The organism is Streptomyces sp. NPDC048270 (assembly GCF_040652335.1).
Taxonomy (GTDB): domain Bacteria; phylum Actinomycetota; class Actinomycetes; order Streptomycetales; family Streptomycetaceae; genus Streptomyces.
In genome coordinates this window covers 67,903-90,869 of sequence record NZ_JBEZLV010000007.1, presented here as the reverse complement: position 1 = coordinate 90,869, position 22,967 = coordinate 67,903, and the positions used below count along the sequence as shown (strand labels likewise).

Annotated in this window: 18 protein-coding genes; 12 read left to right on the top strand and 6 right to left on the bottom strand. The window is 73.5% G+C overall.

The features are described from left to right. Positions 1 to 37: 37 nt before the first annotated feature. The 3 genes from AB0D66_RS09320 to AB0D66_RS09310 all read right to left on the bottom strand — a co-directional run bounded on the left by AB0D66_RS09320 (position 38) and on the right by AB0D66_RS09310 (position 4,828). Positions 38 to 349: a hypothetical protein gene (locus AB0D66_RS09320; protein WP_362299078.1), complete on the bottom strand. Its 312-nt coding sequence runs from the start codon at positions 347 to 349 to the stop codon at positions 38 to 40. Positions 350 to 569: 220 nt separating this feature from the next. Next, positions 570 to 3,128: an alpha-N-acetylglucosaminidase gene (locus AB0D66_RS09315; protein ID WP_362299075.1), complete on the bottom strand. Its 2,559-nt coding sequence runs from the start codon at positions 3,126 to 3,128 to the stop codon at positions 570 to 572. A gap of 11 nt (positions 3,129 to 3,139) precedes the next feature. Continuing rightward, positions 3,140 to 4,828, bottom strand: coding sequence for a ricin-type beta-trefoil lectin domain protein (locus AB0D66_RS09310; protein ID WP_362299072.1), 1,689 nt, complete (start codon positions 4,826 to 4,828; stop codon positions 3,140 to 3,142). A gap of 180 nt (positions 4,829 to 5,008) precedes the next feature. Here AB0D66_RS09310 and AB0D66_RS09305 point away from each other — a divergent pair, with 180 nt between their 5' ends. The 10 genes from AB0D66_RS09305 (at position 5,009) to AB0D66_RS09260 (ending at position 16,934) form a co-directional block, all read left to right on the top strand. Then, positions 5,009 to 5,662 (top strand): TetR family transcriptional regulator, encoded by a 654-nt coding sequence (locus AB0D66_RS09305; RefSeq protein WP_362299069.1) that lies wholly within the window; start codon positions 5,009 to 5,011, stop codon positions 5,660 to 5,662. 14 nt (positions 5,663 to 5,676) lie between these two features. Then, positions 5,677 to 6,603, top strand: a complete 927-nt coding sequence (locus AB0D66_RS09300) for a serine/threonine dehydratase (RefSeq protein WP_362299066.1) — start codon at positions 5,677 to 5,679, stop codon at positions 6,601 to 6,603. 134 nt (positions 6,604 to 6,737) lie between these two features. Further along, positions 6,738 to 7,103: a hypothetical protein gene (locus AB0D66_RS09295; RefSeq protein ID WP_362299063.1), complete on the top strand. Its 366-nt coding sequence runs from the start codon at positions 6,738 to 6,740 to the stop codon at positions 7,101 to 7,103. A gap of 294 nt (positions 7,104 to 7,397) precedes the next feature. Continuing rightward, a complete protein-coding gene (locus tag AB0D66_RS09290; RefSeq protein WP_362299060.1) occupies positions 7,398 to 8,732 on the top strand; it encodes a sugar ABC transporter substrate-binding protein in 1,335 nt (444 codons plus the stop codon). Further along, positions 8,729 to 9,823, top strand: a complete 1,095-nt coding sequence (locus tag AB0D66_RS09285; protein ID WP_362299057.1) for a sugar ABC transporter permease — start codon at positions 8,729 to 8,731, stop codon at positions 9,821 to 9,823. The genes AB0D66_RS09290 and AB0D66_RS09285 overlap by 4 nt, the downstream gene beginning before the upstream one ends. Positions 9,824 to 9,870: 47 nt before the next feature. Further along, a complete protein-coding gene (locus tag AB0D66_RS09280; protein ID WP_362299325.1) occupies positions 9,871 to 10,641 on the top strand; it encodes a carbohydrate ABC transporter permease in 771 nt (256 codons plus the stop codon). Between the two features lie 95 nt (positions 10,642 to 10,736). Next, positions 10,737 to 13,760, top strand: a complete 3,024-nt coding sequence (locus AB0D66_RS09275) for a glycoside hydrolase family 38 C-terminal domain-containing protein (protein ID WP_362299054.1) — start codon at positions 10,737 to 10,739, stop codon at positions 13,758 to 13,760. Between the two features lie 163 nt (positions 13,761 to 13,923). Next, positions 13,924 to 14,274 (top strand): hypothetical protein, encoded by a 351-nt coding sequence (locus tag AB0D66_RS09270; RefSeq protein WP_362299051.1) that lies wholly within the window; start codon positions 13,924 to 13,926, stop codon positions 14,272 to 14,274. 177 nt (positions 14,275 to 14,451) lie between these two features. Beyond that, positions 14,452 to 16,467, top strand: a complete 2,016-nt coding sequence (locus AB0D66_RS09265; RefSeq protein WP_362299048.1) for an NADPH-dependent 2,4-dienoyl-CoA reductase — start codon at positions 14,452 to 14,454, stop codon at positions 16,465 to 16,467. Positions 16,468 to 16,520: 53 nt separating this feature from the next. Then, the gene (locus tag AB0D66_RS09260) at positions 16,521 to 16,934 is read left to right on the top strand and encodes a PaaI family thioesterase (RefSeq protein ID WP_362299045.1); all 414 of its coding nucleotides are present in this window, start codon (positions 16,521 to 16,523) and stop codon (positions 16,932 to 16,934) included. Here AB0D66_RS09260 and AB0D66_RS09255 read toward each other — a convergent pair. Next, entirely contained in the window at positions 16,916 to 18,292 is a 1,377-nt protein-coding gene (locus AB0D66_RS09255; RefSeq protein ID WP_362299322.1) for an ATP-binding protein, read from the bottom strand. The genes AB0D66_RS09260 and AB0D66_RS09255 overlap by 19 nt on opposite strands. An 82-nt stretch (positions 18,293 to 18,374) precedes the next feature. Next, positions 18,375 to 19,052 (bottom strand): response regulator transcription factor, encoded by a 678-nt coding sequence (locus tag AB0D66_RS09250; protein WP_362299042.1) that lies wholly within the window; start codon positions 19,050 to 19,052, stop codon positions 18,375 to 18,377. A 136-nt stretch (positions 19,053 to 19,188) separates the two neighbouring features. Between AB0D66_RS09250 and AB0D66_RS09245 the strand changes: the two genes are divergently transcribed. After that, a complete protein-coding gene (locus AB0D66_RS09245; RefSeq protein ID WP_362299039.1) occupies positions 19,189 to 19,833 on the top strand; it encodes a hypothetical protein in 645 nt (214 codons plus the stop codon). A 118-nt stretch (positions 19,834 to 19,951) separates the two neighbouring features. On the opposite strand, the gene AB0D66_RS09240 is transcribed toward AB0D66_RS09245, so the two are convergent. Then, positions 19,952 to 21,355: a short-chain fatty acyl-CoA regulator family protein gene (locus AB0D66_RS09240; RefSeq protein WP_362299036.1), complete on the bottom strand. Its 1,404-nt coding sequence runs from the start codon at positions 21,353 to 21,355 to the stop codon at positions 19,952 to 19,954. A gap of 262 nt (positions 21,356 to 21,617) precedes the next feature. Here AB0D66_RS09240 and aceA point away from each other — a divergent pair, with 262 nt between their 5' ends. Continuing rightward, positions 21,618 to 22,904 (top strand): isocitrate lyase, encoded by a 1,287-nt coding sequence (gene aceA / locus AB0D66_RS09235; RefSeq protein WP_362299032.1) that lies wholly within the window; start codon positions 21,618 to 21,620, stop codon positions 22,902 to 22,904. Positions 22,905 to 22,967: the final 63 nt, after the last annotated feature.

The following is a 22,967-nucleotide window of genomic DNA, read 5'->3' as shown; positions in this document are numbered from 1 at the left end:
CCCGTCGGCCGGCCGGAGCAGCACCTCGGCCACGCGCTCACCGGGCCCGGTCAGGTGAAGCACAGGGGCGGCCTTCGGCGGCGACGCGCTCGGCGGCGCGCCGGGCCATGGCCTCCAGGTGGTTCTCGTGGCCCGCGTCCGCCCGGCGGGTGGCCAGCTCCCCGCGCTTGCGCAGCTCCACGACCCCGGCTATGAGCAGCTCCCGCAGATCGGGGCGGCCCACCGCCGGCTGCGCCCGCTCCTCCTGCGGCCGTTCCGGCTGCGCCCGTTCCTCCTGCGGCCGTTCCGGCTGCGCCCGTTCCTCCTGCGGCCGTTCCCGCGGGGGCTGCTCGTGCTCGGTCTCGGGCATGTCCGGGGTGCTCCTGGGGGCGTCATGCCGTCATGGCGTCGGAAGGGGCGACCGCCGGATCGCTCCGGTGGCCGCCCCTGGTGGTTTCCGGGCCAGTGAACCGAGTGCCGCTCCCGCGCGGTGCCCGGCCGGGTGGGTTCTCCCTCGCACGAGGACCGAGATTCCCACGGGAGGGTGACGGCCGCCGGACGGGGCGACCGTCACCCGTGGGGTGGTGTGGTCAGCTCACCGCCGGGAGGAACGCGGCGATCCCGGTGGCGAGGGCGTGCGGGTCCCCGCTGGGCCGGACCGGATGGCGGGTGGTCCGCCGGGCCCAGTCCTCCTCGAAGGCGTGCCAGTCGATGGCCCGCGGCGCGGTCCCCCCGACCAGGGCCTCCTCCAGCGAGTCGAAGTAGGCGTCCCACCGGGGCGCGTACAACTCCGAGACCAGGCCGCTCCATTCACGGTTCGCGTAATCGTGAAGGAAGCCGCCCTCGCTCGTGCTGCGGCGCCCCCACACGCTCAGGATCGAGCGTGCGTCGTACTCGTACCGGTCCTGCTCCGCCGTGTCGGCGCCCTGCGCGCGCGCCCCGGCGAGCCAGCCGCCGAGCAGGAAGTTCGGGTCGGAGCCGGTGAGGGCGTCCAGCCTGCGCTCCCCGTCGCGCCATTCGGCGGTCAGCGCACGGAAACGGGCCAGGTCCTTGGCCTCGTACGCCGCCTTGATCTTCGGGAGCAGCACCCGCGAGTGGTTGGCGAGCGCCTGCCGGGCGGTGTCCACCAGGTCGAAGCGGTAGGCGCTGGAGCCGCGCAGCCGCGGATCCACCCGGAGCAGGTGGTCCAGTGCGCGCCGGACCGAACCGGCCGGGTAGCGCATGGACTTGGGGCTCCAGTACGCCGCTCCGGCCGCCGTGAGGCTGGGTCGGGCGGTGAACAGGCTGTCCTGGGACTCCGACCACAGGCCCGACGAGGTGCTGTACGGCCCCTTGCGCAGCTCCTCCCAGGCCGCGGCGGCCGCGGCGTCGGGCCGGCCGTAGCGGCGGGCCGCGAAGTCGGCGAACCACTGCCGGTGGTCCACCGGCCCCGGCTCCCAGGCCAGGTCGGTGAAGAGGTCGAAGGCGGCCGGGTTGGTCCCGGTGGCCTCCGGCAGGTAGGCGATGCCGGTGAGCGCGCTGTCGGTCTTGGTCCGCCAGGGCCCGAACCGCTCGAGCCACACGGAGGTGTTCGCGCCGATCGTGGTGTGCCCGCCGAAGTTGTAGATGGTGCCCATCGCGTACGGGACGCCGCCCCAACGGGCCTCCCGGTCCAGGCGGTTGTACCGGTCCGAGAGCCCGTCCAGGATCAGCAGCTTCGAGGTGTCCACCCCGGCGAGGAGCTCCGCGGTCGGATCGTCCTGCCAGCCCAGCACCGCCCACAGCGCGCCGGGATGGGCGGCGTGCAGGGCGTCCTGGATGGCCCCCGCGGCGGACTTCACGTCCACCGCGCCCGTCTGGCCGCCCTCGTGCAGCGGGCTCATCCGGTACATCGTGCTGTCCCCGAACACCGCGCGCTGCTCCGCGTAGTACGCGGCGGCCAGCTTCCCGAACGCCGCGGACGCCGGGTCCAGCCAGTCCGGCCGGTCGAAGCCCGCCCAGTCGCCCTGCGGCACGGTGGCGGACCCCGGGTTCCGGGCGGCGAACTCCGGCGGCACGGTGCCGAAGTAGCCCGGCAGCACCGGGGTCATGCCCAGCCCGCGCAGCTGCTCCGCGATCCGCCCGCCCAGCTGGGCGCGCTCCCGCATGAGCCGTTCCGTGACCGGTCCGCCGAAGCCGCTCAAATTCTGCAGCAGCCACCAGCTCTGGTGCCCGGGCCCGGGCACCCACTGCCGCAGCTCCTCGGCGGAGTAGCCGAAGCCCTGGAGCGCCCGGTAGTACGGGTACTCGGCGCCGGCCTGCACGAACACCTCGTTGATGCCGTGCAGGGCGAGCAGGTCGATCTGCCGCTGGTGCTCCTCGAAGGTCCGGTACGGGCCGGAGTAGCCGTCGTCGGTGTCGTTGAGGGCGTACCGGTGGGGCACCAGCGCACTGCGGGTGACCGGCTCCGGGACGCCGGGCAGCTGCGCGGGCAGCATGCCGATGCTGTCGCCGGGCCAGCCGATGTCCGCCCCGGCGACGTGCTGGAGGTACCAGCCGACTCCGGTCAGCAGGGTGGCCCCGGTGCTGCCGCGCACGGTGATCGCGCCCGGCGTACCGGAGACGGTGAAGGTGTCGGCGGCGGCTGCCGTGCCGGGCAGCAGGGTGAACTGCCCTGCGTGGCGCGGCAGCAGCCGCTCCAGGGCGGCCCGCGCGGGCGCGGTGTCGAAGCTCGCGGGCCGCGGCGCGGCGGCCGGCGCGGGCGCGGGCGGACGGGCCCACGGCCCGGCCCGGAGGCCGGCCGGCGCGTCGGCCCGTGCGGGAGACGCGGCGCCCGGCGCGGCCGCGGCGCCGAGCAGGGCGAGGAGCACCGTCGGGACGGCGGCGAGCGCGACGGGCCGCGGAAGGACCGCGCGCCGGGACCGCCCCGCGGACCGAGGCCCGCGAAACGCCCCGGCTCCGGACGCGGATCCGGCCGAGGTCCCGGGCCGGGCCCCGGTTTCGGTCGGGGAGTCGGCCGAGGTCCCGGGCCGGGCCCCGGCTCCGGACGGGGAGTCGGCCCAGGACCCGGTTTCGGTCGGGGGTCCGGCCGAGCGCGGGGGCTCGGGCAGGGAGCCGGTCAAGGGCTCGGGCTCGGACAGGGGCCCGGGGGGCTCGGGGGCGGGCGGTGGCGTGTGCTTCGGCTGCGTCATCCTCGGCGCCGTCAGACCGGGAGGGCCCAGGCCTGGTCGACCCGGTGGCCGCCGCACGGGGCCAGCCGCAGCCGCTCGGCCGGGGCGTCCGGGGTGGCGGCCGCGGCGGGCGCCGTCAGGCACATGCCGCTCGCCTCCTCGACGAGGGCCCCGTCGCGCCGGTGCGCCCAGCTCTGGCCGGGCTGCCGCTCCTCGGCGGGCGCGCAGTCCGCCAGCTCCACCAGGCCGTCCTCGCCCGCCGACAGGCACTCGCCGGCCATCCGCAGGCTCGCGTCGCGTCCCAGGGTCCACCGCTGGTCGGGGGCCCCGGTGCAGGTGCCGAGCACGACCGCGCCGACACCGGTGGTGTTGGCCCCGTCGGCGCACTTGGCGCCGTCACCGACGATCTGCCCGGTCGGCACGGCCTCGCCGCAGCCGCGCGGGGTGAGCCGCCAGACCCCGGTGTCGTGGGCGCCGACCCGGCCGGTCAGCGTCTCGGAGACCTCCCGGCGCTCCCCGCTCCACAGGTCCAGCGCGTCCGCCGTGCAGGACGGCAGCCCGATCTCGTCGAGCGGCACGTTGATGTCGCGCGCGGCGCCGGAGCGGTTGAGCACGGCCACCGCCCGGTCGCCGTTCGCGAGCGGCCGGACCAGGATCTCGAAGGTGGCGTTGGAGGAGACCACCGCGCCCTGACGGCCCATGGGGTCCTGGTCGAGGGCGATCATCCGGGTGTTCCCGAGGGCGGCGAGGCCCTCGGGGGTGAGCTGGGAGACGTCCGAGGACAGGATGAACGGGGCCGCCATCATGGCCCAGAGGGCGACCTGGCTGCGGCCCTCGGCCGCGCTGAGGCCGGGAGCGCCCGCGATCAGGAAGTCGGGGTCGTTCCAGTTTCCGGGGCCCGCGTACCGGCCCAGCCAGCGGTTGTACCCGTAGTTGCCCAGGACCGAGCTCCACCGGGAGGTCGCCGGGGCGGCGGGCTGGTAGACCTTGATGTCCCGGCCCTCGCGCCACAGCTGGCCGGTCTCGCCGACCCAGCCGAGGACCTTGTGCCAGTCGGAGCCGCCCCACTCGCCCTGCTGGAAGTAGGCGGGGGCGGAGGCCGACAGCACCATGTCCCGGCCGCTCGCGCGCAGGGCCGCGGCGACGGAGTTGTAGGCGTCCCGGTAGGCCTGCTCCTTCGTCTTGCCCTCCGGCACCCACAGGTTGCAGCCGTCCATCTTGACGTAGTCCACCTTCCAGGAGGCGAACTGCCGGGCGTCCTGCGCGTAGTGGTCCGCGCCACCGCCCTGCGGCGCTCCGCTGCCCGGATACTTCTCGCAGGTGAGCGAGCCGGCGTCCTGGTAGATGCCGAACTTCAGGCCCTTGGCGTGCAGGTAGTCGCCGAGCCAGGCCATGCCGTGCGGGAACTTCTCCGTGTCCACGACCAGCGCGCCCCGTGCGTCGCGGGCCTTGGTCATCCAGCAGTCGTCGACGGTCACCGTGTCGTAGCCCTTGGCGGCGAGACCGGTGGACACGAGGGCGTCCGCGTTCGCCACCACCGTGGCCTCGTCGATGTCGCACATGTAGTGCGCCCAGTTGTTCCAGCCCATGGGAGGGGTGAGGGCGAGGGGGGTGTCCGAGGTCGCCGTGGGCTCGGCCCCCGCGGGGGCGGGGGAGAGCGCCAAGGCGAGCAGGGCGGCCGCGGTGAGACAGGGGAGCGAGGCGCGCAGGCGAGGCGGCACGGAGTCTCCTTGACATGGGGGGCAGTCGTGCGCCCAGTGCAGCGAGGTGACTACCCGCTGTCAACGAAAGTCGGCTGATATCCGCCATTGACCAGCAATATGGCCGCAATCGATGTCACACCAAAGGGGTGGGTAGGCGAGCCGGATCGGTGTGATACGTCGTATGTTACGGTGTATCTCATGCCGAGGAGATCAGCCGCCCTGGACCGGGCCACCCCCGAAGCGATCGCCGTCGCCGCCCTGCGCCTCCTCGACGAGGAGGGGCCGGCTGCCCTGAGCTTCCGGGCCCTGGCCGACCGGCTCGGCGTCTCCCACGCCACCGTCCAGCGCCGCTGCGCCGACCTCGCCGGACTGCTGGACCTGTGCACCGAACACCTGGCCGCGCAGCTGCCCGACATCCCCGCCGGCACCGACTGGGGCCAGGCCTGCGAGGAGCGGTTCGGTGCGCTGTACCGGCTGCTCACCGCCCACCCCGGACTGCTCGTCCTGCGCGGAGGCCGCCCCTGGCTCGGGCGGCAGCTGCTCGCCCGGCTCGTCGAGCCCGCCCTCGCGGACAGCGTGGCCGTCGGCATGACGGCAGCCGAAGCGATGACCGTCTACCGCCGCATGTACCTGCTCACCCTGGGCAGCGCGGCCTTCGTGGACCACCGGGATCCGGCCGGGGCCACCGCCGCCTCCCGGGCGGCCCTCGCCGCTCTCGACCCCGAGCGGTTCCCCGTGCTCTGCGCCGGACTGGCCGAGGTGCTGCCGCCCCTGACGGACCACGAGGTGTACTACGGCGCCCTGCGCCAGCTGATCGAAGCCGCCCGGCCCGCCATCCGACCCACCACCTGAGGGGGAGACCTGCCATGGAACAGCAGCTCGACTACGCCGCCGTACGCGCCGCCGCCGACCGCATCGCCGGATCGGTACGGCCCGTCGCCGTGGCTCCCGCGTCCGACGGGGTCTGGTACGCCCTGGAACACCTCCAGCACACCGGCTCCTTCAAGGCCCGCGGCGCGCGCAACTTCCTCGCCGCCCACCACCGGGCCGGCACCCTCCCGTCCGCCGGGGTCACCATCGCCTCCGGCGGCAACGCGGGGCTCGCCTGCGCCTGGGCGGCCCGCGGCCAGGACGTGCCCGCCACCGTGTTCCTGCCCGTCAACGCCCCCCGGGTGAAGGTGGAACGGCTGCGCGGGTACGGGGCCGAGGTGCGGCTCGTCGGCGACCGGTACGCCGAGGCCCTCGCCGCCTGCCAGGAGTTCGCCGCCGTCAGCGGGGCCCTGAGCAGCCACGCCTACGACCATCCGCTCATCGCCGCGGGCGCCGGCACCCTGCTCGACGAGATCCGGGCCGGGCTGCCCGGCCTGGACACGGTGGTCGTCGCGGTCGGCGGCGGCGGGCTGTTCGCCGGCATCGCCACCGCCGCGCGCGAGCACGGCGTGCGGGTGGTGGCGGCCGAGCCGGAGAACTGCCGCGCCCTGAACGCCGCCCTGGCCGCGGGCCGTCCGGTCGACGTGGCGGTGGACTCGGTGGCCGCCGACTCGCTGGGGGCCACCCGGGTCTCGGCGGACGCCCTGGCCGCCGCCCAGGACGGGTCCGTCACCTCGGTCCTCGTCCCGGACACGGCGATCACGGACGCCCGGCGGGCGCTCTGGGAGGAGCACCGGATCGTGGTGGAGGCGGGCGCGGCCACCGCCCTCGCGGCCCAGCGCGCAGCCCGGGAGCCGCTCGGCGAGCGGGTCGCCGTCCTGCTCTGCGGGGCCAACACGGACCCCGGGGACCTGGCGCGGTGACGGGGGTCTGACCTCGAACGACGATCGTCGCGGCAGCCGGCGACTTTCGAGGACAGCCCCGGGCCCCCGCCCCTTGCGAAGGTCGGAGTGTCCAGGCGACCGCCGCCGGACACGAGCGACACGGAGGAACGGGCGTGGCACAGCGCAAGGGTTGTCTGATCGGCTGCGGGGTGGCTCTGGTGCTGGGCATCGGCCTCGCCGTGCTGGCGGTCTTCGGCGTGGGCAGGTTCCTCGACATGGCCGACCAGACCCTGATCGACCCCGAGGTCTACGCGGCGGTGAAGGCCGGCGACGCGGAGGGCGAGGTGCGCGCCAAGCTCCCCTCGGGCGACTCCTTCGTCAAGGGCGCGCTGAAGGAGGGCGGCCCGGCCGAGCCCGAGGGCAGCACCTGCGCCTGGTACGTGTCCAGCGCCGACCCCGGGAACGGCAAGGAAACCGTGCTCCGCTTCTGCTTCAAGGACGGCAGGCTCGCGGAGAAGGCCGAGTACCCGATGAGGTAAACCGCATTAGTGCGGCGCCTCGCGAACCGGCGACAAAGCGTCAGATCGAGCAGCAGAGTCGGCTTCGTTATCGAATCGATACCACGGTCGACTGCCTTTGTACTAAAGCGCATTAGTCCAGCTCGAGCCGGGCGCGGCGGAGGTCCTCCGGGGCCGGTGGACCCAGGTCGGGGCCTTGCGGACCAGGCCTCCACCGGCCAGCGGGCCCCCTGCCTCATTGACGAGGACTTGGTTCCCGACGACCGTGGGCACCGCCTCCGGCAATGAGGCCGGACTTCTGCGAAGGCGGCGACGATGACCCGTTCCAACCCGACCCGTACGGCCGTTGCCGTGCTGGTGGCCGGCGCCCTCCTGTCGACCGGCGCCTGCGGAATGAGCGGCTCTTCGGGGGAGGTGGAGGAGGCCGAGAAGACGGGCAGAGTGGCGGGTGAGATCACCTTCCGCACCCTGCAGCTGAAGCCCGTCTTCACGGCCTACGTCCAGGGCGTCATCGACGGCTTCGAGGCCGAGTACCCCGAGGTGAAGGTCAAGTGGGAGGACGTACCGGGCGACGGCTACAACGAGAAGCTCGTCGCCGACGCCCAGGCCGGAGCCCTGCCGGACGTGGTCAACCTGTCCACCGACTCCTTCCAGCTCCTCGGCGACCGGGGGATGCTGGCCGACGTCGCCAGACTCGACGGAGCGCTGGCCGCGGAGTACGTGCCGGGCGCCTGGGAGCAGTTCAAGCTCCCCGGCAAGGGCGACGGCGTGTACGCCTACCCCTGGTACGTGACCCCGGAGATCCTCACGTACAACAAGGAGCTCTTCGAGAAGGCCGGCCTGGACCCGGCCAAGCCGCCCACCAGCGTGGAGCAGTTCTTCGACTACGCCGAGCGGATCGCGACCACCTCGGGCGGCCGCACCGCCGCCTTCATGGCCGATCCCAAGGGCCGGCTGCCGGGTGACTGGCAGAAGATGGGCGTCCCGATCCTCGACGCGCGGGGGGAGCGGTTCACCTTCGACACCGACCGGGCCGTCGCCTGGGTGGAACGGATGAAGGACCTGTACGCCAAGGGCGCGATGCCCAAGGAGTCGCTCCTCAAGTCCGATGACATCAACCAGCTCTACGGCGGCGGGAAGCTCGTCTTCGGCCCCGGCTCGCCGGGGTTCGTCAAGGACATCAAGCAGAACGCGCCCCAGGTCTACGCGAAGACCCACGTCGCGGGAGCCGTCACCGGCACCCTCGGCCACATCGGCATCTACGCCCAGTCCCTCGGCATCAAGAAGGACACCAAGCACCTCGACGCGGCCGCCGAGTTCGCCAAGTGGGTCACCAACGGGCCCAACCAGGTGGCGTTCTCCAAGAAGGCGACCATCTACCCGTCGAACGCCCGGGGCCTCGCGGACCCGTACTTCGCGGACCGGGGCGACGGCACGGACGCCGAGACCCTCGCCCGTGCGATCGGCGCCGAGCAGCTGAAGACCGCCGAGCTCGACGCCAACACCCCCGTCCAGTGGACCAGTCAGGTGGGCGACGCCGTCGTACGGGAGATGCAGAAGGCCATCCAGGGCGAACAGGACCCCCGGACGGCGGTCAGGAAGGCCCAGGAGGAGGCCAACAAGCTGCTCGCCGCCGCGGCCCGCCAGTGACCCGCGTGCTGCCGGCCGGGCGGGAGGAGGACGCCGGCCGGGAGGAGGACGCCGTGCGGGAGAAGGGCGCCGGGCGGGGCGAGCGGAGCGCGCGGGGGCAGCGGGCCGGGCGGGGCGCGCGGGGGAAGCGGGCCGAGCGGAGCGCGCGGGGGAAGCGGGCCAGGCGGGGCGAGCGGGCAGGGCGGGGAAAGCGGGCCGAGGAGGCCGGGACCGCGGTGCGCCTGCGCGCCTGGTGGACCCCGTACCTCTTCCTCGCCCCCGGCCTGCTGATGGTGGTGCTGTTCAGCCTCTGGCCGTTCGTCAACACCGTCATCCTCTCCCTCACCGACTCCCAGATCCTGCGCGGCGGCTCGTTCGTCGGCTTCGACAACTACACCCGCGCCTTCGCCGATCCCGACTTCTGGACCGCGGCCGCCAACAGCGTGCTCTACCTCGCCGTCGTCGTGCCCTGCCTGGTCCTCCTGCCGCTGGCCCTCGCCGTCCTCGTCCGGACGAAGGTCCCCGGCATCGGCTTCTTCCGCTCCGCCTTCTACACCCCCGTGATCGCCTCCGCCGTGGTCGTCGGGCTCATCTGGCAGTGGGTGCTGCGCAGCGACGGCCTGGTCAACACCGTCTTCCGGAAGCTGAGCATCGTCTCCGAACCGGTCCCGTTCCTGACCGACAGCACCATGCTGCTGGTCTCCGCGATGATCGTGACCGTGTGGAAGGGGCTCGGCTACTACATGGTCTTCTACCTCGCGGCCCTCGGGAACGTCCCCGCCTCCCTCTATGAGGCGGCCGCCCTCGACGGAGCCGGCGCCGTCCGCCGCTTCTTCAGCATCACCGTCCCCCAGGTCAAGCCGATGATGCTGCTGGTCGGCACCCTCTCCGCCATCTCGGCGCTGCGCGTCTTCACCGAGATCTACATCCTCGGCGGCGAGAGCGGCGGCCCCGGCGGCGGCGCCCGTACCCTGCCCTTCCTCATCCGGCAGGTCGGCCTCGGCTTCTCCGGCGAGACCGGCTACGCCTCCGCGCTCTCGATCCTGCTCTTCCTGCTGACGCTGGTCTTCAGCCTGCTGGGCCGCCGCCTGTCGAAGGGAGACGAGAGTTGAGGCGCCACTGGGCCGGACTCGCCGGCCGGTACGTCACGCTGGCCCTGATGCTCGTGATCATGCTGGGCCCGATCGTCTGGCAGTTCCTGACCTCGATCCGCGGCCGCACGGAGAACGTGTACGACGGCGTACTGCCCTCGCAGCCCACCCTCGACAACTACGTGCGGGTCGCCGAGTCGTTCCCGCTGCTCCAGTACGTCGGCAACACCCTCGTCGTGGCCGCCCTCGCGGTCACCTCGAACGTGCTCTTCGGGGCGATGGGCGGCTACGCCCTGTCCCGGCCCGGCTGGAAGGGCCGCAAGGCCGTCTTCACCGTGCTCGTGGCGACCCTGATGTTCCCCTTCGAGTCGGTGATGATCTCGATGTTCCTCACGGTCCGCGAGATGGGCCTGGTCGACACCCTCATCGGCGTCTGGCTGCCCGGCGCCGTCTCCGTCCTCAACATCATGATCATGCGGGCGGCCTTCCTGGCCGTGCCCAGGGAGCTGGAGGAAGCCGCGGTCCTGGACGGGGCGGACGAATGGACCCGCTTCACCCGGGTGTTCCTCCCCGCCGCCAAGGGGGCCCTGGCCGTCGTGTGCATCACCAGCTTCATGGGTGCCTGGGACGACTTCCTGTGGCCCCTGCTGGTCCTCACCGACAGCGAGCACTACACCCTCCAGCTCGGACTGAAGACCCTGGCCGGCGCCACCACCGTCAACGACCAGCGGCTCATCGCCGCCGGCGCCATGGCCGCGCTCATCCCGATGATGCTCCTGTTCTTCGCCCTCCAGCGTTTCTTCTTCAAGGGCGTCGGAGAGGGAGCCGTCAAGGCCTGAACCGCCGCCCGCGCACCGCACCCTTCCGCGCACCGCACCCTCCGCGCACCCCGCCCTCCCGTGTCCCGACCCCTCTCCCTCCTGGAGCAGCCGTCATGCACGACGACCGCAGCATCACCGAACACCGCCTCCGCCGGGTCCTCAAGGAGCGCATCAAGCCCGCCGTGCACTCCCGCCCCGTCCCGCTGACCCTCGCGCGCTGGGAGGCCCCGGACGAGCCGGTCCCCGTCGCCGAGGGCCTGGCGGCGGGGTACGAGCCCTGCGCCATCGGTGCGGCCTGGGGCCCGGCCTGGGGCACCACCTGGTTCAAGGTCACCGGCAGCGTCCCGGCCGACTGGGCCGGCCGTACGGTCGAGGCCGTCCTCGACCTGGGCTTCGACCGGATGATGCCCGGCTTCCAGTGCGAGGGACTGGTCCACCGGGCCGACGGGAGCGAGGTCAAGGCACTGAACCCGTACAACGACTGGGTGCGCGTCGCCGACCGGGCCCAGGGCGGCGAGCGCGTGGAGTGGTACGTCGAGGCCGCCTCCAACCCGGTCCTCGTCGAGCACACGGCCACGTACGAGGGCGACCGGCTGACCAGCGGCGACCGGCCGCTCTACCGGCTCGCCCGGATGGACCTCGCCGTGTTCGAGACCGAGGTGTGGGAACTGGTCCAGGACCTGGAGGTCCTGCACGACCTGATGACCCAGCTGGACACCGAGGACGCCCGGCGGTACGCGATCCTGCGCGCCGTCGACGCGGCGCTGGACGCGGTGGACCTCGGCGACGTGCCCGGCACCGCGGCCGCCGCCCGCGCGTGCCTGACCGGCGTGCTCGCCGCCCCCGCCCACGCCTCCGCGCACCGGATCAGCGCGGTCGGGCACTCCCACATCGACTCCGCCTGGCTGTGGCCGCTGCGCGAGACGGTGCGCAAGGTCGCCCGCACCTCCTCCAACGTGGTCAACCTGATGGACGAGCACCCCGAGTTCGTGTTCGCCATGTCGCAGGCCCAGCAGCTGGACTGGATCAAGACCTACCGGCCCGAGCTCTTCGAGAGGATCAAGAAGAAGATCGCCGACGGGCAGTTCGTGCCGGTCGGCGGGATGTGGGTGGAGTCCGACACCAACATGGTCGGCGGGGAGGCCATGGCCCGCCAGTTCCTCTACGGCAAGAAGTTCTTCCTCGACGAGTTCGGAATCGAGACCCGCAACGTCTGGCTGCCCGACTCCTTCGGCTACACCGCCGCGATGCCGCAGATCGTCAGGCTCTCCGGCTCCACCTGGTTCCTGACCCAGAAGATCTGCTGGTCCCAGGTCAACAAGTTCCCCCACCACACCTTCTGGTGGGAGGGCATCGACGGCACCCGCGTCTTCACCCACTTCCCGCCCGTCGACACCTACAACTCCGACCTCGGGGGCGCCCAGCTGGCGCACGCCGCACGCAACTACCAGGAGAAGGGCCGCGGCTCGCGCTCGCTGGTGCCCTTCGGGTGGGGCGACGGCGGGGGCGGCCCCACCCGCGAGCACCTGGCCCGCGCCCAGCGCCAGCGGAACCTCGAAGGCTCCCCCCGGGTCGAGGTCGAGCGGCCGGACGCCTTCTTCGAGAAGGCCCACGCCGAGTACCCGGACGCGCCCGTCTGGGCCGGCGAGCTCTACCTGGAGCTGCACCGCGGCACCTACACCTCCCAGGCCAAGACCAAGCAGGGCAACCGGCACAGCGAGTCGCTGCTGCGCGAGGCCGAGCTGTGGGCGGCGACCGCCGCGGTCCGCGCGGCGGGGTACGCCTACCCGTACGAGGACCTCGAGCGGATCTGGAAGACGGTGCTGCTGCACCAGTTCCACGACATCCTGCCCGGCTCCTCCATCGCCTGGGTGCACCGCGAGGCGCGCCAGACCTACCGGACGGTGCGCGCGGAGCTGGAGGGGATCACCCTGGCCGCGCAGACGGCCCTGGCCGGGGAGGGCGGGCAGGCCCTGGTCTTCAACTGCGCACCGCACGCCCGGCGCGGCGTCCCGGCCGGCGGCGCGGGGGTCCCGGCCGAGGCGGGGCAGCCGGTCACGGTGGAGGAGCGGCACGGTGGCGGCCACGTCCTGGCCAACGGCCGGCTGCTGGTGGAGATCGACGGCCGCGGGCTGGTCGTCTCCGCCTACGACCTCGAGGCGGACCGCGAGGCGGTCGCGCCGGGCGGCGCGGCGAACCTGCTCCAGATCCACCCCGACTTCCCGAACATGTGGGACGCCTGGGACATCGACGCGTTCTACCGCAACAAGGTCACCGACCTGGTCGCCCTGGACGCCATGGAGGTCGCCGAGAGCGGCCCGTCGGCCGCCACGGTCCGCATCACCCGCTCCTTCGGCTCCTCGACGGCCGTCCAGTCGCTCACCCTGAGGTCCGGGGCCAAGACCCTCGACATCGTCACCGACGTGGACTGGCACGAGACGGAGAAGTTCCTCAAGGCGGCCTTCCCGCTGGACGTGAAGGCCGAACGGACGGCCTCGGAGACCCAGTTCGGGCACGTCTACCGGGCCACCCACACCAACACCTCCTGGGAGGCCGCCAAGTTCGAGATCTGCGCCCACCGCTGGATCCACGCGCAGGAGCCGGGCTGGGGGGCCGCCCTGCTCAACGAGTCCACCTACGGGTACGACGTGACCCGCGACGTACGGGCCGACGGCGGCCAGACCACCACGATCCGCCTCTCCCTCCTGCGCGCGCCGCGCTATCCCGACCCGGAGACCGACCAGGGCGCCCACACCCTGCGGTTCTCGCTGGCGCCGGGTGCGGAGATCGGCGACGCCGTCCGCGAGGGGCACGCGCTCAACCTGCCGGAGCGGGTGGTCAGCGGCGCGGGCCCGGTCGCCCCGCTGCTGGCCGTGGACAACGACGCGGTGGTCGTCGAGGCGGTCAAGCTCGCCGAGGACCGCGGCGGCGACGTGATCGTCCGCCTCTACGAGTCCCGCGGCGGCCGCGCCAAGGCCGTCCTCGCGGCGGGCTTCCCGGTGGCGGAGGCGGTCGAGAGCGACCTCCTCGAGCGCCCCCTGGCGGGGTCGGCGGTCGGCGCGCCCACTCCCGACGGCGCGGTCGCCCTCACCCTGCGCCCGTTCCAGATCCTCACGGTCCGCCTGCGCCGCGGCTGAGGCCCGTGGAGCCGGGCCCGCGCCCGGTCGTCCGTCCCGGCCCCCGCCGGGCCCGGCTCCACCCCCGTTCATCCGGTCGGCCGAGCAACGCAAGCCTCCCGCGCTCCGCGGGGCAAAGCTGTTGGGCAGGAACCGCCGCCACCGCACAGACGAGGACCGCGCCATGTCCCACAGCCGACGGATCAGCACCATCGTGGGGGTCGCGGCGCTGCTGCTGACCGCCACCGCCTGCTCGGGCCTGGGCCGGAGCACCGTAGGCATGCTCAGCTTCCGCGGCCACGACTCGCCGATCGAGCTGAGCTACTCCAACACCCTCGTCCGGGGCTGCCACAAGATCGGCATCCCGAAGGGGGCGACCCACGTGGAGAACAACACCCTCGTCGACATCGTGCTGTACCGGACGGAGGACTGCGGAAAGGTCGACCGGGCCGACGGCACCTACGTGGCCACGACCCTCTCCAACGTGACGGCGCCCGACAGCCTGTCCTGGCGGAGCTTCCGGGTCATCCACTGACGCGCCCCCGGGCGCGCGCCGCCGCGGCGTGAACTGCGCCACAGGCTGTGGCCGACGGGCCCGCCGGCTCCGGGAATCCCGGGGCCGGTGAGGGTCCCCTTGGTTTTGCACCTAGTTGCAAAACCGGCCTCCCCTCGCTAGAACTGGGTCATCACCCCCGCGCGAGGAGGCGCCCCCATGTCCCGGTACCCGCACCTGCTGAGCCCCCTGGACCTCGGCTTCACCACTCTGCCCAACCGAGTGATCATGGGGTCGATGCACACCGGCCTCGAGGAGCACGCGGGCGGCTTCGAGCGCCTCGCCGCCTTCTACGCCGAGCGGGCCCGCGGCGGCGCCGGCCTGATCGTCACCGGCGGCATCGCCCCGAACGACGCCGGCCGCCCCTTCGAGGGCGGCTCCCGCCTCACCACCGAGGAGGAGGCCGCCGAGCACCGGGTGATCACCGAGACGGTGCACGCCGAGGGCGGGAAGATCGCCATGCAGATCCTCCACTTCGGCCGCTACGCCTACCACAAGGACCTCGTCGCCCCCAGCGCCCTCCAGGCCCCCATCAGCCCCTTCGTCCCCAACGAGCTCAGCGACATCGAGGTCGAGCGCACCGTCGAGGACTTCGTCCGGGCCGCCCGCCTCGCCAAGCTCGCGGGCTACGACGGCGTCGAGATCATGGGCTCCGAGGGCTACCTGATCAACGAGTTCATCGCCGCCGCCACCAACAAGCGCACCGACCGCTGGGGCGGCGCCTACGAGAACCGCGTCCGCTTCCCGCTGGAGATCGTCCGCCGCACCCGCGAGGCCGTCGGCGAGGACTTCATCGTCATCTACCGCCTCTCCATGCTCGACCTGATCCCCGGCGGCTCCACCCTCGACGAGGTCGTCCACCTCGCCAAGGAGGTCGAGGCGGCCGGCGCCACCATCATCAACACCGGCATCGGCTGGCACGAGGCCCGCATCCCCACCATCGCCACCTCCGTGCCGCGCGGCGCCTACACCTGGGTCACCAAGCGGCTGATGGGCGCGGTGTCCGTCCCCCTGGTCACCAGCAACCGCATCAACACCCCCGAGATCGCCGAGGAACTGCTCGCCGACGGCCGCGCCGACCTGGTCTCCCTGGCCCGCCCCTTCCTCGCCGACGCCGACTTCGTCGCCAAGGCCGCGGCCGGCCGCTCCGAGACCATCAACACCTGCATCGGCTGCAACCAGGCCTGCCTCGACCACACCTTCAGCGGCAAGATCACCAGCTGCCTGGTCAACCCGCGCGCCTGCCACGAGACCGAGCTGGTCCTCGCCCCCACCCGGCTGAAGAAGCGCGTCGCGGTCGTCGGCGCCGGCCCGGCCGGACTCGCCTGTGCGGTCTCCGCCGCCGGCCGAGGCCACGCCGTCACCCTCTTCGAGGCCTCCGGCCACCTCGGCGGCCAGCTCGACATCGCCCGCCGCATCCCCGGCAAGGAGGAGTTCGAGGAGACCATCCGCTACTACGGCACCCAGCTCGTGGACAGCGGCGTGGACGTCCGCCTGAACACCCGTGCCGACGTGGAGGCCCTCCGGGGCTACGACGAGGTCGTCGTCGCCACCGGGGTCACCCCCCGCACCCCCGCGATCGAGGGCGTGGACCACCCCAGCGTCGTCACCTACCTCGACGTGCTGCGGGACGGCGCGCCCGTCGGCGGGCGCGTCGCCGTCGTCGGCGCGGGCGGCATCGGCTTCGACGTCGCCGAGTACCTCACCGACAGCGGCGAGGGCGCCTCCCAGGACCCGGCCGTCTACTTCCGCCACTGGGGCGTGGACACGGCGTACACCGGCCCCGGCGGGCTCACCCCCGCCGAGCGCCCCGCACCGCCGCGCCAGGTCCACCTGCTCCAGCGCAAGACGACCAAGGTCGGCGCCGGCCTCGGCACCACCACCGGCTGGATCCACCGGGCGGAGCTCAAGCACCGCGGGGTGGTCTCCGTCGCCGGGGCCTCGTACGAGCGGATCGACGACGAGGGCCTGCACATCACCGTCGACGGCGAGCAGCGCCTCGTACCCGCCGACACCGTCGTCCTGTGCACCGGGCAGGAGCCGCGCCGCGACCTGTACGAGGCGCTGCGCGCGGCCGGTGTCGAGGCGCACCTGATCGGCGGCGCCGACGTGGCCGCCGAACTCGACGCCAAGCGGGCCATCCGCCAGGGCACGGAACTCGCCGCCACCCTCTGACCGAAAACCGACAGGGGATTGTGGCGGTCCGGCCGGGCCGCCACAATCGCCCGGTGACGTTCTCCCCCGCAGACGCAGACAAGATCCTCGCCGACAACTTCGCCCCCTGGGTGCTCGCCCTGGGCCTGAGCGTCCAGGAGACCGGCGAGCGGCACGCCGTCCTGCGGCTGCCCTGGTCCGAGGCCCTGGCCCGGGACGGCGGCGGGCTCTCGGGCCAGGCCCTGATGGCCGCCGCCGACACCGCGACCGTCATCGCGATCTCCAGCGCGCGCGGCGCGTACGGGCCCATGACCACCGTCCAGCAGTCGACGAGCTTCCAGCGCCCCGTGACCGGCGCCGACGTGCTGATCCACGTACGGGTGACCAAACTGGGCCGGCGGATGGCCTTCGCCGACATCACCATGACCCCCGAGGGTGCGGCGGAGCCCGCCGCCACCGCCTCCACGGTCTACGCCCTGCTGGGCTGATCCCCTTCCGCCACCGGCAGCCGCACCACCAGCCGGGCTCCCCTCGGGGAGTCCTCGGCGGTGAGGGTGCCGCCGTGGTGTGCGGCCAGGTCCCGGGCTATGGCGAGGCCCAGGCCGGCCCCGCCGTGGTCGCGGCTGCGGGCGTCGTCGAGGCGGGTGAAGCGCTCGAAGACCCGTTCCCGGTCGCCGGGCGGGATTCCGGGGCCGTCGTCGGTCACCTCCAGCACGGCGGTCCGTCCGCCGGGGCCGCCGGCGGCGAGGACGAGGTCCACCCGCCGGACGGCGAACCGCTGGGCGTTGTCGAGCAGGTTGGTGACCACCCGGGCCAGCCACAGCTCGCTGCCCTCCACCCGGACGCCGTCCGCCAGCTCCGTGTGCACCGGGACCCGGTCCCCGAGGCGGGCCTCCACGGCGCCCCGGACCACGGCGCCCAGGTCCAGCCGGGCCGACGCCATCGGCTGGGCGGCGTCGATCCGGGCGAGCAGCAGCAGGTCGGAGGAGAGCTGCTGGAGCCGTTCGATGTCCTGGAGCGCGCCGCCGATCAGTTCCGGCCACAGCTCCGGGTCCCGGACGGCCAGGGCCACCTCCAGCTGGGTGCGCAGCACCGTGATGGGGCTGCGCAGTTCGTGCGAGGCATCGGCGATGAACCGGCGCTGGCGGATGCCGGCGGACTCCAGCCGGTCCAGGGTGGTGTTCATCGTCTGCGCCAGGCGGGCGACCTCGTCGTGCGTGGGCGGTACGGGGACCCGCCGGTGCAGGTCCCGGTCGCTGATCCCGGCGACCTCGGCGCGGATCGCCTCGACCGGCCCGAGCGCCCGGCCGGTGACCCGCCAGGTGACGAAGGCGACGGTGGCCAGGAGCAGCGGGCCGCCGACCGCGAGGGCGGCGGCCGTGGTGTCGTCGGCCGCGTCCACGTCGCGCAGCGAGGTGCCCACGAACACGGTGACCATGCCCTGCGGGGTCTGCGTGGTGACCTGGACGACCCGCTGGCGGTGCTCGCCGCCGAGCGGGCCGGCCTGCCAGGTCCGGGACTCCTTCCCGGGCCGCGGCGGGACGGGGGCGAGCGGGAACTCCCCGGCGAGGTTCGGATGGGCGCGCAGCACCCGGCCGCGGGCGTTGACCACCTGGAAGAACTCGACGCCGTGCAGGTTCGGCCGCGTCTTGTCGAGATCCCCGGTGGCCGCGAGCCGGGCGATCGTCTCGGCCTGCCGCGCGGCGTCGCGCTCGGCGTTGCGCAGCAGGTTGGCCTCCAGCAGTCCCAGGAGGGCGAAGGAGGCCAGGGTCAGGGCGGCGGCGACGACCAGCACGGCGCCGGCGGTGGCGCGCGCCCGGACGGTGGTGGGCACGAGGCGGCGCAGGGGAGAGCGCCGGAGCAGGCGCACCAGCCTTCCCGCCCCCAGCGGGGCGCGCGGGCGGCGGAAGCGCCGGGGGAGTGCGGGCTCAGCCACCGTCGGCCGCCAGCCGGTAGCCCGCGCCGCGTACGGTCTCCAGCGCGGCGCGGCCGAACGGCGCGTCGATCTTGCGGCGCACTGCGCTGATGTGGACCTCGACCACGTTGGGGTCGCCGGCGAAGGCGATGTCCCAGACCTGCTCCAGGATCTCCCGTTTGGGCACGACCTCGCCGGGGCGCCGGGCCAGGTACTCCAGTACCGCGAACTCCCGGGCCGTCAGCCGTATCTCGGTCTCGCCGCGGGAGCAGGCGTGCCGGGCCGGATCCAGCACCAGGTCGCCGAAGTGCATCACCTGCGGGCCGCGGCGGCCCGTGCGCCGGGCCAGTGCGCGCAGCCGGGCGACCAGGACGAGGTAGGAGAAGGGCTTGGACAGGAAGTCGTCGGCGCCGGTGTCCAGGGCCTCCGCCTCGTCGTACTCGCCGTCCTTCGCCGTCAGCATCAGGATCCCCGACTCGTTCCCGGCGGCGCGCAGCCGGGAGCAGACCCGGTAGCCGTTCAGGCCGGGCAGCATGATGTCGAGCACGATCAGGTCGTAGTCGTGCTCGGTGGCCATCCACAGTCCTTGCAGCCCGTCGTGGGCCACGTCCACCGAGAACCCCTCCGATTGGAGCCCCCGCTGCAGGGCCACGGCCAGCCGCCGTTCGTCCTCCACCACCAGTACGCGCATGCCGACCAGGGTCTCAGGCCCGGTCCGCGGCAGGCTGAAGAGGTCTTCAGCCGGCTTCAGGTGGGCTTCAGCATCCGCTCAGCATGCTCTGCAACGAGCCGGGTGCCGTGCCCGGTTGTGTATGAGGAGCCCAGGTATGTCTGAATCCTTCCCGCCGTCCGAGCAGCCCGAGCAGCCCACGCGGCCGGAGGCCGCCCCGCAGCCCGGCCCGCGCAAGCGTGTGGACCTGGGGCGTCTGGTGCCCCGGCGCAAGGGCGCCCGGTGGGCGGCGCTGGGCGCGGCCGTGGTGATCGTCGGCGGTACGGCGGTGGCCGTGGCGGTGCACGAGCACCACCACGAGCGGATGTCCGGACCCCGCTTCGCCTGGGCCGAGGCCGACCGCGAGGGCGGGATGCGGCGCGGCCCGGCGGGCGGGGGCGAGGACGGCGACCGCGCCTTCGGCCCCGAGAACCGCAAGCACCCCAAGGACCTGAAGGACCTCAAGGTCCTGAAGGAGATGAGGGAGGCGGCCCCGAACCCGCGCGCCGGGGAAGAGGGTTCCCGCGGCTCGGGGAAGACGGCCCCCGCGCCCCTGCCGTCGCTGGCCATCGGGCAGGCGGCCGACAAGGCGGCCGGGGCGGTGGAGGGCGGCAAGGTGGAGAGCCTGCGCGTGGTCGCCCAGGAGGGCGGCGGCAGTGCCTGGCTGGCCGTGGTCCTCGGGCCGGACGGGGTCCGTCACGCGGTCACGGTCTCCGGCACGGACGGCGCCGTCACCAGCAACGTTCCCGTCGCCCGGCCCTAGACTCCGGCCGGTCGCCCGCCCGGCCGGTCGCCCGCCCGCCCGGCCAGGACCGGGACCGGGCGGGCCCGGCCGGGCGTCGCTTTGCGGCGCCGGCCCGCTCCGCCGGACCGCCGCCGGCTCAGGCGCGTTCGGCCGCGACCGGGTACGGCACGAAGCTGCTGCTGTTCTCGTCGACGGCGAGCGCCCGGCCGAGGGGCGGGACGGCCCGCTGCGGGCAGTCGAGGCGCTCGCACAGGCGGCAGCCCATCCCGATCGGCGTATCGGCGGAGGTCCTGCCGAGGTCGAGCCCGTCGGAGTAGACGAGGCGGGAGGCGTGCCGGATCTCGCAGCCGAGGCCGATGGCGAAGGTCTTGCCGGGCTCGCCCCACCCGCCGCGGTGGCGGGTGACGGCCCGGGCGGTCCAGAGGTGGCGCTGTCCGTCGGGCATGGCGGCGACCTGGACGTGGATGCGGCCGGGCGCGGCGAAGGCCTCGTACACGTTCCACAGCGGGCAGGTGCCGCCCGTGCGGGAGAAGTGGAATCCGGTCGCGGACTGCCGCTTGGACATGTTGCCGGCCCGGTCCACCCGCACGAAGGAGAAGGGCACCCCGCGCAGCCCGGGCCGTTGCAGGGTGCTCAGCCGGTGGCAGACGGTCTCGTAGCCGAGGCCGAAGTGGTCGCAGAGCCGCTCGATGTCGTAGCGGAACTCCTCGGCGGCCGTGTGGAAGGCCCGGTACGGGAGGATCAGCGCGGCGGCGAAGTGGTTGGCGATCCCGATCCGGGCCAGGGCGTGGGCGGGCGAGCCCGGCGCGAAGTCCTCGGCCGCCAGCCGGTCGAGCTCCTCCCCGTGCTCCAGCAGCGCCAGCTGGGTGGCCATCCGGAAGGCCTGCTGGCCCGGCCGCAGCCGGCTGGACACGTGCAGGACGCGGGATCCGGCGTCGTAGTGGTGCAGCCGGTCCGAATCGGCCGCGAGGCGCACCCCGTGCCGGTCCAGGAGCCGCACCGACAGGGCGCGCAGCACGTCCCCCGGCCTGATCCCGATCTCGCGGGCCAGCGTTTCGGCGGCGAGATCGCTGTCGTGCAGGTAGTTCTGCCGCCGGTAGAAGAACTCGCGGATCTCCTCGTGCGGCGAGCGCGGGCCCTGCGCCGCGCCCTCCCGGCCGTCCCCGTCCCCGGCGAGCCGCTCGGCGAGCAGCTGGGCGCGCCGGCCGAGGTCCACCAGCACCCCGGCGACGGCGGGCATCCGGCCGGCCAGCTCCGCCAGGTCCGACGGGGACACCCGGGCCTCCGCGACCTCCCCGGCGAGGGCCTCGCGGAGGTCGGCCAGCAGGCGGCTGGTGTCCCGCTCCGAGAAGAAGCCGGGATCGACGCCGAACGCCTCGGTCAGCCGCAGCAGTACGGGCACCGTGAGCGGCCGCGAGTCGTGTTCCATCTGGTTGAGGTAGCTCGGCGAGATCGCGAGGACGCGGGCCAGCTCGGCCTGGCTCATCCGCCGTTCCTCGCGCAGGCGCCGCAGCCGCGCCCCCGCGTACGTCTTGCCCACCGCGCTCCCCCTTCGTGTGGCCGGGACGCCGCAACCCTACGGGGGATCCGGCCGCCGCGGTCGTTCGCAAACGTGGCAGAAACGCTCGGAAGATTCGCAGAACTTGGCATTCGTCCCTCCTTGATGGCACTCGGTGCCACTGTCAGAGTCGGTCCTGCGGCCAGCGGAACCGGGGGAGTTGAGACCGGTCTCGGGCCGTACCCCCCTTACCTCGGCACGTGGTGCCAGTGCGGACAAGTGACTCATGGAGACGGTGGCGGTCATGGCAGAGGCGAACACGGCGGCAGCGGCCCGGCAGCTCGAACAGCGCTGGGCCACCGACCCCCGCTGGGCGGGCATCGAGCGGACCTACGGTGCCGAGGACGTGGTCCGGCTCTCCGGCAGCGTCCGCGAGGAGCACACCCTGGCCCGGCGCGGCGCCGAGCGGCTGTGGCGGCAGCTGCACGAGCGGGACTACGTCCACGCGCTCGGCGCGCTCACCGGCGGCCAGGCCGTCCAGCAGGTGCGGGCCGGGCTCCAGGCGATCTACCTGTCCGGCTGGCAGGTCGCCGCCGACGCCAACCAGGCCGGGCACACCTACCCCGACCAGAGCCTCTACCCCGTCAACTCCGTTCCCCAGGTGGTCCGGCGGATCAACAACGCGCTGCTGCGCGCCGACCAGATCGCCACCGCCGAGGGCGGCACGGACACGACCGACTGGCTCGCCCCGATCGTGGCGGACGCGGAGGCCGGTTTCGGCGGACCGCTGAACGCCTTCGAGCTGACCAAGGCGATGATCGCGGCCGGTGCGGCCGGCATCCACTACGAGGACCAGCTCGCCTCCGAGAAGAAGTGCGGCCACCTCGGCGGCAAGGTCCTCGTCCCCACCTCGCAGCACATCCGCACCCTGAACGCGGCCCGGCTGGCGGCCGATATCGCGGACACCCCGACCCTGGTCATCGCCCGTACCGACGCCCTGGCCGCGACCCTGCTGACCAGCGACGTGGACGAGCGCGACGCCGAGTTCTGCACGGGCGAGCGCACCGCCGAGGGCTTCCACCACGTCCGGGGCGGCATGGCCCCGGTCATCGCCCGCGGCCTCGCCTACGCCCCGTACGCCGACCTGATCTGGGTCGAGACCGGCACCCCGGACCTCGCCCAGGCCCGCGAGTTCGCCGAGGCGATCCACGAGCGGTACCCGGACCGGATGCTCGCCTACAACTGCTCGCCCTCCTTCAACTGGAAGGCGGCGCTGGACGACGACCAGATCGCCAAGTTCCAGCGGGAGCTGGGCGCGATGGGCTACCGCTTCCAGTTCATCACCCTGGCCGGCTTCCACTCCCTCAACCACGGCATGTTCGACCTCGCCCGCGGCTACGCGGAGCACGGCATGACGGCCTACGTGGACCTGCAGGAACGCGAGTTCGCCGCCCAGGAGCACGGGTTCACCGCCGTCAGGCACCAGCGCGAGGTCGGTACCGGCTACTTCGACCTGGTCGCGACCGCCGTCAACCCCGCCTCCTCGACCACGGCGCTCGCCGGCTCCACGGAGGAGGAGCAGTTCCACTGAGGCCCGCCCCGCGCGGTGGGGTCGGCGGCAGGCACACCGCCGCCGTCCCCGCGCCCGGGACGC

Coding starts and splice junctions, on each gene's coding strand:
- AB0D66_RS09320 (WP_362299078.1), bottom strand. CDS start 349: ATGCCCGAGACCGAGCACGAGCAGCCCCCGCGGGAACGGCCGCAGGAG.
- AB0D66_RS09315 (WP_362299075.1), bottom strand. CDS start 3,128: ATGACGCAGCCGAAGCACACGCCACCGCCCGCCCCCGAGCCCCCCGGG.
- AB0D66_RS09305 (WP_362299069.1), top strand. CDS start 5,009: ATGCCGAGGAGATCAGCCGCCCTGGACCGGGCCACCCCCGAAGCGATC.
- AB0D66_RS09300 (WP_362299066.1), top strand. CDS start 5,677: ATGGAACAGCAGCTCGACTACGCCGCCGTACGCGCCGCCGCCGACCGC.
- AB0D66_RS09290 (WP_362299060.1), top strand. CDS start 7,398: ATGACCCGTTCCAACCCGACCCGTACGGCCGTTGCCGTGCTGGTGGCC.
- AB0D66_RS09280 (WP_362299325.1), top strand. CDS start 9,871: ATGCTCGTGATCATGCTGGGCCCGATCGTCTGGCAGTTCCTGACCTCG.
- AB0D66_RS09275 (WP_362299054.1), top strand. CDS start 10,737: ATGCACGACGACCGCAGCATCACCGAACACCGCCTCCGCCGGGTCCTC.
- AB0D66_RS09270 (WP_362299051.1), top strand. CDS start 13,924: ATGTCCCACAGCCGACGGATCAGCACCATCGTGGGGGTCGCGGCGCTG.
- AB0D66_RS09265 (WP_362299048.1), top strand. CDS start 14,452: ATGTCCCGGTACCCGCACCTGCTGAGCCCCCTGGACCTCGGCTTCACC.
- AB0D66_RS09250 (WP_362299042.1), bottom strand. CDS start 19,052: ATGCGCGTACTGGTGGTGGAGGACGAACGGCGGCTGGCCGTGGCCCTG.
- AB0D66_RS09245 (WP_362299039.1), top strand. CDS start 19,189: ATGTCTGAATCCTTCCCGCCGTCCGAGCAGCCCGAGCAGCCCACGCGG.
- aceA (WP_362299032.1), top strand. CDS start 21,618: ATGGCAGAGGCGAACACGGCGGCAGCGGCCCGGCAGCTCGAACAGCGC.